The sequence below is a fragment of the Extibacter muris genome (genome assembly GCF_004345005.1).
In the GTDB taxonomy this organism is placed as follows: Bacteria; Bacillota; Clostridia; order Lachnospirales; family Lachnospiraceae; genus Extibacter; species Extibacter muris.
Window position 1 is genome coordinate 21,236 of the sequence record NZ_SMMX01000012.1, and the last position, 12,892, is coordinate 34,127.

The following is a 12,892-nucleotide window of genomic DNA, read 5'->3' on the forward strand; positions in this document are numbered from 1 at the left end:
ATGAAACAGAATTTTATTTTTTTAGACGAAATGCTGCCCGGCATTCGTTGGGACGCCAAATATGCCACATGGGATAATTTTACAGGAAAACCGGTAGACGGATATGAGGTAAACCGTGTTGCAGGAACCAAAGAGCTGGGAGCTGCTTTACGCAAAGCTCAAAAACTTGCCATGAAACAGGGGTATGGGCTGCTCTTATGGGATGGTTATCGCCCTCAGCGTGCCGTAGATTGTTTTCTGCATTGGGCGTCACTCCCGGAGAACAATCTGACGAAAAAGCGGTATTACCCAAATATAAAGAGGAATGAAATGGTTACAAAGGGTTATGTGGCCTCACAGTCCAGCCATAGCCGCGGAGGTGCGGTTGACCTCACCATTTTTTATTTAGATACCGGTATGCTTGTTCCTATGGGCGGAGACTTTGACTTTATGGATGAACGATCCCATCACACTGCAAGCGGTCTGACAGAGGAAGAGTCAAGGAACCGGGAATGCCTGCGTCATATCATGGAAAGCAGCGGATTTGAAGCCTATTGTAACGAATGGTGGCATTATGTTCTGGCAGATGAACCGTACCCCGATACATATTTTGATTTTTGCATTGCATAGTGGGTGATTGAAGAAATAAAATAGCTGAATATCTGTTCCAACACCGAATCGTGTTTTTCGAGTGTTTGCGAAGATAATTCCAATCGCTATTTTTCTCTTAATTGCCTATGGTTTTATTAGCAAATACCAAACAGGATTGCAACAGCTTAAATCTTGGGTTTTATGGAATAGCGTATTAGCTGGTTTTTTTACAGCTGCTATGTCGGGGCACCCTTTCAGTATTTTAACAGCTTTTATTTCTGTACCGATTACATCACTCAATTCATTTTTGGCATGTGGTTGGTTTGCCGGTCTTACCGATGCTTTAATTATTAAACCGACAGTTGATGATATAAACCGTGTTCCAGATGATATATTTCATATCAAGCGCTTTTTCAGAAATTGCTTTTTGAAAGCTATGGTAATCGTGATTTTTGCCAATATAGGCAGTTCGCTTGGTACACTTACTGCCACTTATTTTGGTATTCTAAATAGCGGTATAATAGCAAAAGAAATATCCCTACATGATATAATCAGCTCCTTTTCTATTTTTACAGTAACCACGATTGTAGGAATATTGCTCTTTCGCAAGTACGAATTATAATGGACGGAGAAAAATAATGAATGGATATTATGTCCTATTTGCAAGAATAAGACACAGATTAGAATACGGATGATACTATACTTGAAAATTTCCCGCTGTACTGTCCCAAATGTAAGCAACAAACTTTAGTTGTAATACGTAAACTGAATTCACCTTTTTTATAAAGGATTACGATTTCCTGTATGTTCATGGGTAAAATATATAAAAATGATATACAGGAGGTCTATGATCATGAATCAAATAACAGTGCAAAAGATACAGGCGTTTGAAGAAAGCCTGTATCTGAATGAGAAATCCAAAGCGACTGTGAGCAAATATCTCCAGGCCGTGCGGAAACTGGCGGAGTATTTGCACGGGGAGGAACTTACCAAGACCCGGCTTTTGGAATACCGGGAGATACTGCAAAGCCGGGTGAAGGCCCAGACTGTCAACGGCGCACTGACTTCTATCAACGCTTTTCTAGAGTTCTGCGGCTGGCAGGACTGTAAGATAAAACTCCTAAAGGTACAGCGGAAAGCGTTTCTGGACGAGACGCGGGAGTTATCAGAGGCGGAATACAAGCAGCTTTTGGCAGCGGCCCAGGCCAAAGGAAATGAGCGGCTGTATCTGGTGATGCTGACCATATGCGGCACAGGTATCCGGGTCAGCGAGCTGCAATATATTACAGTGGAAGCGGCAAAAACCGGACGGGCAGAAATTTACATGAAAGGGAAAAACCGCACCGTTCTTCTGCAAAAGGAGCTGCGCGGCAGGCTGCTGAAATACACAAAGGAGCTGGGCATAGACAACGGCCACATTTTCCGCACCAGAAGCGGCAGGCCCCTGGACCGGACGAACATCTGCCATGATATGAAAAAACTCTGCGCCAGCGCCAGGGTGGATTCACGCAAGGTATTTCCGCACAACCTGCGGCATCTGTTCGCCCGCAGCTTTTATGCCATTGAGAAGAACCTGGCCCATTTGGCGGACATCCTTGGCCATAGCCGCATTGAGACAACACGAATCTATGTGGCGGTCAGCGCCGCAGCTCATGAGCAAATCTTAAATAAAATGAAGCTCATTTTATAAAAAAACCACAGATTGACTCATCTGCGGTAAATGTTATCACACCTGTACTGTAAAGCACGTTACAGGTACATATAGTATATCGTAAAGTTCCAATATTTTCAAGTGGTACATAGGGAAAATCCTACATAAAACAATATTTGCGTATGACAAGAAAGCCTGCATCCGCCTTCCCATTTGCAGGCTTTTTTGTTGTGGCAGAAAGGGCAATTTGCAGTCAGGACAAGTCGCTTTTTTCTGTTTTCCGTATGAATTTTAGGCCTGCAGCTATGCCAAAGTTACCGCAGATGAGTCAGTCTGCGGTATTCAGTCGCATGTTGGACAAAGTCAACGGCAGTCGCGGCAACAAACTGCCGCCAAAGAAAGGCAGGTGATCGTATGAATTGTAAACAGGAACCGGATGCAAAAGAAGGGAAGGTTCCTGCGCTTAATCCGGAGAAGGCTTATGAGATACTGATGAATGTATTTCAAGCCTGCAAGATAGAACCTCCGCCGAATTGCCATGTATACTTTGAAAATGCGTTTCTCCTCCACCACCTGCATGAAATCAGTGCGGAGGATTTTAGTCTGCGGGAGTGGGAAGACGCGGTTTCTTATCTGACCGGGCAGAATCAATCCTTTACAGAACCGAAACAGGCGAAGAAATATTTATTGGGCTGCACGTTGAACCAATGTGAAGAAAACCATGAAAAGAGGTAAAAACTATGAAACAAGCAAAAAGAAGCAGACTGCTAGCCATGCTGCTGGCTGTCGCCATGCTGCTGAGTATGCTCCCCACCGTGGCTTTTGCGGAAGAAGCCGAAAGCACACTGGCGGAGCAATGCACTGTCACCGAAGGCTGCATGCTAGAAACCGGGCATGAGGGCGGTTGCGTTATTACGGAATCCGAAACAGGGTCTGACGCAGAATCAGCAGCGGAGCCTACCGCAGAGCCATCTGCAGAGCCAGCGGAAACACCTACAGCTGAACCGGCCACTTCTGGTACCTGCGGCGCTACTGAAAACGATAATGTTTCTTGGGCACTGACGGAGAATAATGATGTCAGCGACAGTCTTGCCTATACCCTCACCATTTCCGGTTCCGGGGCGATGGCAGATTACTCTGAGGCGGGAACAGCGCCGTGGTGTACTACTTTACCAAATGAGGCATATAAGACCCAAATCACAAAAATTGAAATCGGCAAAGACATCACCGTTGTAGGGGCCAATACCTTTGTATGGTGTGAGGCAGTGAAAACAGTCACGTTTGAGTATGGCAGTCAGCTGGGACAGATCAAAATGCAATCCTTCCATACTTTGAAGTCGTTGACCAGTATTGAGTTTCCCGCATCCTTAACTGAGATTGGGGCAGGAGCCTTTTTTAATTGTGCAAAGCTTGAGACCGTAACCTTCCAGCAACCAGAAAATCTTTTGTCAATTGGTTCAGCTGCATTTGGTGGCTGCACCTCCCTAGTGTATTTCAATAATCCTACGAAAAGCACGTCATCTGAAATAATACCTGTAGCTGTAAAAGAAATCGGATCAGGAGCATTTCAAAGATGTGGTGCTATGGTTGGACAAGTTACGATTCCTGCAGAAATAGAAACTCTGAATGCCTCGTTCTGGAACTGCTCAAGAATTTCCAAAGTCACCTTTGAAAGCGGCTCTAACTTGAAGACAATCACGAATAATGCGTTCACCAACTGTAGTATTACGGAAGTGACCCTGCCGGAGGGACTGAAGGAAATCGGACCCAATGCTTTTTATGACGTGCCCCTTACATCCATTCAAATCCCTGCGTCTGTTACCTCGATTGGAGATAATGCTTTTCTGCAGAGAACCGGTAATCATGCCTTTGAGAGCGTGGTTTTTGCTGAAGGCAGTGCGCTCAAAAGTATTGGGTCAAATGTGTTTGGCAGGACCGGCGCCCTTGCCAATATTAAATCCGTTGCGCTGCCCGAAGGCCTGGAAACAATCTCAACGACCGCATTCCAGCAGTCTGGAATTGAATATATTACCGTCCCTTCTACAGTGACCAGCATTGGACAGGATGCATTTCTTCATTCCTGCAAATATGCCATCAATCTCTCGGCGGTTTCGGAGACGGCTTCTATCGCGGGGTGTACTTCAAATGTTACACGTGGCTGTATGCTCTATCTCCCGTCTGAAACGGTCAAAAAAAATCTGTATTATAACGGATCATATGATCCAGTTTATTTGATCACAAACGGTGGCATCGTACCCCATACTAAATTTAAAGAAAAAACACTCGTTGATCCCGTCAGGGAGGGGTATACCTTCGCTGGCTGGTATGAATCTTCTACCTTCACTGGTGATGCTGTCAGCTCTGCGGAAAATGGTAAAACTTATTATGCCAAATGGAACTACAAGATCACTTTTGATTCTAATGGCGGTTCCGGTACTATGAGCGCACAACAAGTCACAGAGGGCGGCAATACGACAAGCTTATCAGAAAATACCTTTACCAGGGCTGGCTATAACTTTTTAAACTGGAATACGGCGGCAGACGGTAGTGGAGTGACATATGAAAGTGATGCTGTTGCTTCCACTGTTCCAAACGGTACAACATTGTATGCCCAGTGGAAGCCCAACACCTATACCATCAGTTTTAATGCTAAGGATGGTAATGGCACTATGGGGTCGATTACAGCCACCTATGACAAGCCAGTTACCTTAGCCTCCTGCACATTCACTAAGGCAGATTATAACTTTGCAGGTTGGACAACTGAGAAAAATGGAGCGACTGTACATTACACCGACGGCGACCAACTAAAGAACCTGACCGCTGAGAACAATGGAACTGTCACGCTATATGCCGTTTGGACAACCAAAGAGGTTCTGGCCCCTGATGTAAGTGTCCAGACTAAGACCTACAATGGTCAGACTCAGGGATTCACTGTGGATGGCGGATTTACCGTTACTTACGAGCAGAACGGAAATACTGTGGAAGCTCCTGTCAACGCAGGAAGCTATGACGTGACGGTGACTAAAGAGGCTACTGACAGCACCGCCACCTATCATCACAAGATTTATGGCGGACTTGTGATTCAGCCTGTGACTGTAACCATCACCGCAGAGGATCAGAAAATCTGCGTGGGTAGCGCTTTGCCTACATTTACCTACACCGTTTCCGGTCTTGTGGATAGAGAGAGCCTAAGCACGGAGCCTGCTGTTGCCTGCGCCGATGCGGACGCAAATACGGCTGGCAGCTATACCATCACCGTCAGCGACGCGGCTGCCGGAGACAATTATACGATTACTTATAAGGCCGGAACCTTAGTTGTACAGCACACTCTGGAAGTGGTAGAAGGTAAAGAATCCACCTGCACCGAAGCAGGCTATGAAGGCCATTGGAAGTGCAGCGTCTGCAGCAAGCTGTTCTCGGATGAAAACGGTATAACTGAAATTGAAAAGCCGGCAGAGATTGCGGCCAAGGGCCATACCTGGGGCGAATGGAAAGCTTTGACTTCCCCTAACTGTACGGATAAGGGCAGCCAAAAGCGCACTTGCTCCGTGTGCAATGTTGTAGAGACAAAAGATGTTGACCCTAATGGCCATGACTGGAATGAGAAATATACCGTAGATAAGCAGCCCACCACTACCGAAGACGGCAGTAAATCCATTCACTGCATGGTCTGTAATGCGGTAAAGGACAGCACAGTAATTCCCGCTATCGGCTCGCAGCCTGCGGGGGTGAAACCGGAAGATGCTCTTGTAGAGATCCCCATGCTCGGCGGAAACACGGGCAATCCCAGCAAGCCGAGCGGCGGCAGCCCGCAGACGGGAGATAACAGCCATATGACACTCTGGATTTCCCTGCTGGCAGTTTCTTTGGTTGGCTTTCTTGCAACGCTTCTGGCAATGAAAAAGAAAGATTATTGAGAAATTGAGAGAAATAATTTAAAGTACGACGGTGTGGGAGTATGATTGCGCACCGCTTCTCTAATGGAAAGCAGCGGATTTGAAGCCTATTGTAACGAATGGTGGCATTATGTTCTGGCAGATGAACCGTACCCGGATATATATATCAATTTTTGCATTGCATGACTAAGTGAGCTGAAAAAAGGAAAGCGGAGAAAGATTTTTCTCTCCGCTTTCCTTTTCAATTACTTTATGGGTAGCTTAACTGTAACATTCAATCCAATAGGACTTGTTTCAAAAAAATGGATTGTTCCCTGATGTGCTTTCACAATCTGCCGCACAATTTTAAGACCCAAACCATGTTCCATTTCATCGGTCTGTTTTTGCGTACTGGAAATATCCTCGTCACTGTTTAATGCATTTAACTGCGCTTCACTTACCCCGCATCCATTGTCCATAACAGAAAAAATACAAAGTGTGTCATTACTGCCAATGGAGACCTGTATTTTACACCCATTACGATTATGGACAATACAATTCCTTATCAAATTAGCCAACATTCGGCTAAGTAAAGCCTGATCTCCGACAATCGAGATGCTTTTACCGGGATTATCTTCTGATAGTTCCAACTCGTATAGTTCTGATAGGCTATCATTCAATATTTCACTGACAGCCTGCCGCGCCAATTCTACCGGGTCAAGGCTTTGTTTTTGCATAGGCTGCATGGAATATTCTAATTTAGTTGTCAAATTCAAATCAGCCACTAAATCTTTTAACCGTTCACTGTGCTTTCGGATTATCCCAGCCTGGTTTCGGACAGCTTCTGGCAAAGAAGAAGTGTCTTCAATTTCGCTTGCATATCCCAAAATCACAGAAAGCGGTGTGCGTATATCATGGGAAATTCCTCTGATCCAGTCTGCACGGGTGTTATCCTTTTTCAGCAAATAGTCACCGGCCTTATTCAAACCAGCATTAATCTCTGCTAACTCGCCGGTTTCTTCCAGATGGATAGGCTTTCCGGAGGACAGATGCCGAATGCCTCTCAAAATCGGCACCATAGCTTTTTCTACCCGGCGGGCATTGCGGATAAACAAATATATCATCAATAATATGTTAATGCAGAATACCGCCGCTAATCCAAATAACATAGGCCAAATGTATTGCGCCTTGAAGGAAAAATAGTAATTCACAACACTTCCAGGAGGAAAGCCAATCACCAAAAGCCCATCCTGTCGTTTTGCGATATTGGTCGGATAATCATCGAGATACCAACGACTAAACATTGCAATATCCATTGAGGAATAGTGACGTGGTAATTCTTCCGGTAGATTTTCTTCCCAAACGACAGTGCCATCATCACCTAAAATCATAGCCCATGCGTCGGCATTATTCAGCATTTCCTTCGCTTGTATATCAGCGCTGAATTCCCCATTTGTTACCGTGACATGATCTGAAAAGTCTTCAATCGGGAACTTGGATGTTGCCATATTGCCTAAATAAGCTATCACAAAATAGGAAGCCACTAAAATAATATTAACAGCCAGAAAAAGGACTATAATTCTAACTGTGGAAAATATATAGCGGCGAAAAAACCGTTCTGATGCGTTCACCTCTGCGCCCCCTTAATATTCAGGCGATACCCGATTCCCTTGATCGTCACAAGGGTAATCGGCTTTGAGGGATTTTCTTCAATCTTCTCTCTCAAATGCCGGATATGTGTAGCCAACGTACTCTCATATCCCTGCCAGAAGTCGCCGCAAATCGCCTGACATAATGCGCCGGTAGTAACGATTCGTCCTGCGTTTTCATACAGTTTTTCAAAAAGCTGGAACTCTTTGGCCGTTAAAGAAATGCTTTCACTATCGCGCTGTACTATCGCTTTATCCAAGTCCACGGTTGCTGTATCAAAGGACACTTTGCGCTCCTTCCTTGGGTAGGCTCGTTTTAATATAGCCTTCACTCGGAATAATAATTCCTTCGGCAGAAAGGGTTTCAACAGATAATCGTCTGCACCATTTTCAAATCCTGCAAATTTGTCCTCTGCTTCACCGCGGGCTGTCAGCATAAGGACAGGGATTTTGCTTGTCTTTCGTAATTCTTTTAGTGTGGCAAATCCGTCCATACCCGGCATCATAACATCGAGGATCACCAGATCCGGCTGCCTCTCTTTACATACTTTCAAGGCAGCTTCACCAGAGGATGCCGTCAACACCTGCGTAAAGCCTGCTCTCATAAAAATGGACTTCACCATCTCCAACAGTTCGGTTTCATCGTCCACCACAAGAATAATCTTATCGTTCATAAGTCACCACCTTTTTTCAACTATTCTTATTATACCGCAAGACAAATAAATTTCCTATTCTGGTCTTGAAATCTCAAAGTAAACTCAAAGTTGGCTCAAAGTTATCTCAAAGTTGATGTGTTATGCTGATTACAAGAACAAAAAGGAGGCGCAAGCTATATGAGTGATTACATTATTGAAACACATGACTTGACAAAAAAATATGGAAGTCAGGTCAGTGTTTCCCATCTGAATATTCATGTGAAAAAGGGCCGTATCTATGGACTGTTGGGGCGCAACGGTGCAGGTAAGACCACGACTATGCGGATGCTGTTGGGATTGACAGCCCCCACGTCTGGCGAGGTAACAATATTCGGAAAGCCTTTCCAGGGCAACGAAAAGGAAATCTTGCCCCGCATTGGCTGTCTGATTGAGTCACCGGGCTTTTACCCCAATTTGACAGGGACAGAAAACCTGAAAATCTTTGCCGAACTGCGGGGCTTGAGGAACCCCAACTACATCAAAGGTGCATTGGAACTTGTCAACCTGCCTTACCGGGACAAAAAATTGTTTTCGCAATATTCTCTCGGTATGAAACAGCGGTTGGCGATTGCGCTGGCTGTTATGCACAATCCTGAACTGCTGATTTTAGATGAACCGATCAATGGACTAGACCCCATCGGTATTGCAGAGGTACGCGATTTTATCAGGGAATTGTGCGACGCCAGAGGGAAAACGATTTTGATTTCCAGTCACATCCTTTCGGAAATTTCCCTGTTGGCTGACGATGTTGGAATTATTGACCACGGCAATTTGCTAGAAGAAGAAAGCCTGAAGGGGCTGGAGTCTAAGAACGCAAAGTACATTCATTTCTGCGTATCGGATGCACAAAAGGCTGCACAGATTATTGCCGCGATGTTTCAGAGCAAGAATATCCAGCTTATGGATAACAATAATCTGTATCTCTATGATACGGCCCTGCCGGTAGCAAGGATTAACCGCGCTTTTATCGAGGCTGAAATCGATATTCTGGAATCCCATCTCTGCGAGGATACTTTGGAGGATTACTTCAAGAGAATTACAGGGGGTGAGGGAATTGCTTAAACTGATCCAATGCGAGATGCGGAAGTTAAAGCGGAAACACTTTGTATCATTTGTGATTTTCGCCGCGCTTCTGTTCCCAATTCCGTTTACGGCTCTTGTACTGGCCGGGAGTGTGGGAAACTTTACCGGCTTTGAAGCAGTTTTCGGCCTGTTGGCTACTATGGGTATGCCCATCATGCTTCCAGCGGTTTTAGGTATCATTGCGGCTATGCTGTTTTTTATGGAGCGGGATAACGATACTTTGAAAAACCTACGCACTATCCCTATTTCCCCGTTTAAAATTGCTACAGCAAAAATTGCTGTACTTTACATTTTGGGACTGCTCTTTGCCTTTGCCACTATGGTTTCGTCAATGGTTGGCGGCCTGATTGCCGGAAGTGAACTAACAAACATCGGGGAAAACTTCGGTATTGCGATTATTACAGCATTACTTTACACAACAAGCATTTTGCCGATTGTCATTGCGCTTGTAGGATTTAACCGCTCTTATATTTTTTCGGTTATCTTAACCTTTTTTTATACGATGTTCGACTTTATGCTTGCGTATGGAGGCCTTTTTGCCACAGCAGACCCTATGATGCGGCTGGTAACAAACATCATGCCAGCACCTATCATTTACCGTTGGCAGGCCGTCCGGTTCGTTGATCCTGGAACCCCGGCATATTCTGTAATGGAGCCGTATTTTTTACCGCTGTGGCCCGTTGTATTAACTGTCGTTATTATTGGGGTGCTGTCTTATCTGGCGATTATCAGAATTTATAACAAATGCGAAAGTTGAGGTGAGAAAAATGGCATGCATTATAAAAACGGAATTTTATAAAATAAAGCGGTATTCCGTAATTTGGATTGGCGTAGCGACGATGTTTACCGTCGTGCTCCTTGCTCGGTTTATGGCAACGGCCTCTGACGGGGCAACACATACGCTCATAAACTTTACTTCCAGTGTAATTTTGAACAATTTGGTTCTGATATATCCTGCAACAATCGTTTTGATTGCCGGATATATCATTGACCGGGAGCGTACAGACGACACGCTGAAAAATATTCTCACAATCCCTGTGTCCTTTCGGAAAATGCTGATTGGAAAACTGATTGCTGTTGGATGTATAGCAGTAGCACTTTCCGTTATTGAATTTCTGTTCACGCTCATTGTTTTCTTTGCAAGCGGATTTCCCGGATTTTCTATCGGTGGTGCGGCATTGGCCCTTTTTCAGATGATCGGGATCAATTTGATCTCCTATATTGCAGTCATGCCTGTTATTGCTTTTACCGCTCAAAAAAGCGGCAGCTTTATGGCCGGGGTTGGCTTTGCTTTCTTTTATGGTTTCGTTGGAATGATGGCTTCCGGCCACGGCCTGCGTGATCTATATCCTATTACTGCGGGCCTTACCGTAGTTGGTTATCAAGATGGAAGCAGTGATCCAACTGGAAACGTCTTGTTGAGTGCAGCCTCCATCCTGTTTATGCTGGCCGTGACATTCATTATTGTTTCCACAGCGAAAAATCGTGAAGTAACCGCCACAAAGAAAAAGAAGAAAAAATCTGAAAAAACGGTTCACAAAAGAAATTATAGTGCGAGGTAGGAGGATTTTCACATGAAATCAAAAAAAGTTATAGTAGGCATTATTGTCACAATATTAGTTGTCATCTGCATGGGGGTAGCTTTTCTTGCGACCCAAAATGACAATTATTATACGCAAATTGACAACAGATGGGTGCAGGAGATTGCTCCGCATGGAGCAATGAATTATAAATACACGCTGAAGGCCTACGATGAGGACGGGAACGAAAAGGATGTTGTGTTTGAAACAAGCCGTATTTTGACAGATGATGCGTTTCTCTGCCTGAAAGTCAATTTTATACGGGGTGTGGTAACATGGGCAGAAGTTGAATACAAGGAATTACCTGCGAGGGTTCAGCAGTATTATAACGAGTAGGTTAGAGCCCCTCCTAAATATAAATTAGTTGATTGTAAAAATACTTATTATTTTTCCTGCGTTTAGTGTGTTGTATGCTGATCTGACCTGCATAGTGAAATCTTAAAGAAGAAAAATAATTGTTTGAAAAGGTTTTCCTGCAAAGCAATACGCCTGTCTGCAATTCTACAGACAGGCGTATTGTACGTGTATGGTGTATGGTTGATCGGAATTGACCTGCGTTTGGGACAGGCTTTTTCTTTCAGTTCATCCCATTTAGAAAGGTTATTTTGTCACGATGGGCCTTCCATCTTTGTCAACTAATGGGCAAATGCCCCCGCCCGTTCCAAACTTTGCGACAATGTAATTAACGCCGGTTTCTTTATCTACTACCACATAAAAGCCCTTAACGCTTCCCTCGGTTTCAGTAATTTCAAATCTCTTGTATAGGTTAAAATCAAAGTTCCTGTCTTGAAAAGATGCGATAACTGATTTGGTACATTACATAGCACCACGCCAATGCAAGGATCGGAGAACAGCACAGCAGGATAAACACAAGCTGGTCTGTCAATTCAACTCCCAGCATGGCAAGAAGATGGCATATTCCAAAACAAATCCCTGCCGGAATGAAGAATGATACTAACAGCAGCACACGGCCTTTTTCAGCCCCGAATTTGAACACAAGGGGGGTACGGGTTGGTAATGCCATACGAGTTTCCAAAAAATCATTTGACGAATGGTTAGACGCGCAGACGTTCTAATCTTAGAAAGACAGAACTGACAAGAGCTTCCAAGCAGGCCATTGAAATGTTGGGTCAAAAAGACATTTATTATATCTATACCCCGCTTATGCCGAATACCAGTACCCGTCTGATTCTGAAAAAGCCCAAAACAGATTCCAGCATCCGTAAAATCTGGCTGCCAAAGACGGTTGCCTATATCATCTGTGAATGGAAAAAGTCACAGGAAGAATTAAAGGGCTTTCTCGGTAACGAGTACCAGGATTTTGATTTGGTGGTTGCATTGCCAAATTGCATACCTTGCGAGAATCGGATTATCGAGAAAGAGTTTTATCTGCTGAAACAAAAGGCAGGGCTCCCTAACGTCGTCTTTTACTCTTTGAGGCATTCCAGTACGACTTATAAGCTAAATAAAGCTCAACCACGGCGATCGAAGGCCACACAGGGCGATACAGGACACGCAGAGATTGATATGATTACTAAGGTCTACGCTCATATTCTTGACGAGGACCGCAAGATCAACGCACAGAAATTTGAGAGCGCCTTCTATGCAAAGCCTGATATGAGGAATGTAACGCCTCCACATGAACTGCCTTCGGCACAAACCTTAGACTTGGCAGCTTTGATTGAGCAGCTTCAAAAATGGCCGGAACTTGCAAGCACGCTGGCAGCTTTGATTTCAGGTCAAAAAGCGGTCTGAAATCTAAAATTAGCAAAGAGGCAGATTTTATTAG

14 protein-coding genes and 2 pseudogenes are annotated in these 12,892 nt (G+C 44.5%); 12 read left to right on the forward strand and 4 right to left on the reverse strand.

Translation table 11 applies throughout. The features are described from left to right. From vanX to E1963_RS13715, 7 genes and pseudogenes are all read left to right on the forward strand, one after another. Complete coding sequence (gene vanX, locus E1963_RS13685; RefSeq protein ID WP_132278932.1) at window positions 1-609, forward strand: D-Ala-D-Ala dipeptidase VanX; 609 nt, start codon at window positions 1-3, stop codon at window positions 607-609. A 61-nt stretch (window positions 610-670) separates the two neighbouring features. Beyond that, window positions 671-1,192 (forward strand): hypothetical protein, encoded by a 522-nt coding sequence (locus tag E1963_RS13690; protein WP_132278935.1) that lies wholly within the window; start codon window positions 671-673, stop codon window positions 1,190-1,192. Window positions 1,193-1,216: 24 nt separating this feature from the next. Continuing rightward, a pseudogene (locus E1963_RS13695) lies at window positions 1,217-1,356 on the forward strand (cysteine-rich KTR domain-containing protein). 67 nt (window positions 1,357-1,423) lie between these two features. Further along, window positions 1,424-2,260, forward strand: a complete 837-nt coding sequence (locus E1963_RS13700) for a tyrosine-type recombinase/integrase (RefSeq protein ID WP_132278938.1) — start codon at window positions 1,424-1,426, stop codon at window positions 2,258-2,260. 375 nt (window positions 2,261-2,635) lie between these two features. After that, on the forward strand, window positions 2,636-2,956 hold the full coding sequence (locus E1963_RS13705) for a hypothetical protein (RefSeq protein WP_132278941.1): 321 nt from the start codon (window positions 2,636-2,638) through the stop codon (window positions 2,954-2,956). Window positions 2,957-2,961: 5 nt separating this feature from the next. Next, entirely contained in the window at window positions 2,962-6,138 is a 3,177-nt protein-coding gene (locus E1963_RS13710) for a leucine-rich repeat protein (RefSeq protein WP_132278943.1), read from the forward strand. 60 nt (window positions 6,139-6,198) lie between these two features. Next, a pseudogene (locus tag E1963_RS13715) lies at window positions 6,199-6,303 on the forward strand (M15 family metallopeptidase); the annotation flags it as partial. Between the two features lie 59 nt (window positions 6,304-6,362). On the opposite strand, the gene E1963_RS13720 reads toward E1963_RS13715, so the two are convergent. After that, window positions 6,363-7,727, reverse strand: coding sequence for a sensor histidine kinase (locus E1963_RS13720; protein WP_132278946.1), 1,365 nt, complete (start codon window positions 7,725-7,727; stop codon window positions 6,363-6,365). Continuing rightward, a complete protein-coding gene (locus tag E1963_RS13725) occupies window positions 7,724-8,419 on the reverse strand; it encodes a response regulator transcription factor (RefSeq protein ID WP_132278948.1) in 696 nt (231 codons plus the stop codon). The genes E1963_RS13720 and E1963_RS13725 overlap by 4 nt, the downstream gene beginning before the upstream one ends. 159 nt (window positions 8,420-8,578) lie before the next feature. Between E1963_RS13725 and E1963_RS13730 the strand changes: the two genes are divergently transcribed. The 4 genes from E1963_RS13730 to E1963_RS13745 are packed head-to-tail and all read left to right on the forward strand — an operon-like array spanning window position 8,579 to window position 11,439. After that, entirely contained in the window at window positions 8,579-9,502 is a 924-nt protein-coding gene (locus tag E1963_RS13730; protein WP_132278951.1) for an ABC transporter ATP-binding protein, read from the forward strand. Further along, entirely contained in the window at window positions 9,495-10,280 is a 786-nt protein-coding gene (locus E1963_RS13735) for an ABC transporter permease (RefSeq protein WP_132278954.1), read from the forward strand. The genes E1963_RS13730 and E1963_RS13735 overlap by 8 nt, the downstream gene beginning before the upstream one ends. 10 nt (window positions 10,281-10,290) lie before the next feature. Further along, window positions 10,291-11,085: an ABC transporter permease gene (locus tag E1963_RS13740; RefSeq protein ID WP_132278956.1), complete on the forward strand. Its 795-nt coding sequence runs from the start codon at window positions 10,291-10,293 to the stop codon at window positions 11,083-11,085. A gap of 12 nt (window positions 11,086-11,097) precedes the next feature. Beyond that, window positions 11,098-11,439 carry a YxeA family protein gene (locus tag E1963_RS13745; protein ID WP_132278959.1) on the forward strand — a complete coding sequence of 114 codons (342 nt, stop codon included), beginning with the start codon at window positions 11,098-11,100 and terminating at the stop codon, window positions 11,437-11,439. 264 nt (window positions 11,440-11,703) lie between these two features. Here E1963_RS13745 and E1963_RS20755 read toward each other — a convergent pair whose 3' ends face one another. Both E1963_RS20755 and E1963_RS13755 read right to left on the reverse strand, forming a co-directional pair. Then, window positions 11,704-11,904, reverse strand: coding sequence for a DUF6440 family protein (locus E1963_RS20755; RefSeq protein WP_132279121.1), 201 nt, complete (start codon window positions 11,902-11,904; stop codon window positions 11,704-11,706). After that, a complete protein-coding gene (locus tag E1963_RS13755) occupies window positions 11,876-12,127 on the reverse strand; it encodes an ABC-2 transporter permease (RefSeq protein WP_243117739.1) in 252 nt (83 codons plus the stop codon). Before E1963_RS13755 ends, E1963_RS20755 begins: the two co-directional genes overlap by 29 nt. A 98-nt stretch (window positions 12,128-12,225) precedes the next feature. Between E1963_RS13755 and E1963_RS13760 the strand changes: the two genes are divergently transcribed. After that, a complete protein-coding gene (locus tag E1963_RS13760) occupies window positions 12,226-12,858 on the forward strand; it encodes a site-specific integrase (protein ID WP_330570835.1) in 633 nt (210 codons plus the stop codon). The last annotated feature ends 34 nt before the right edge of the window (window positions 12,859-12,892 follow it).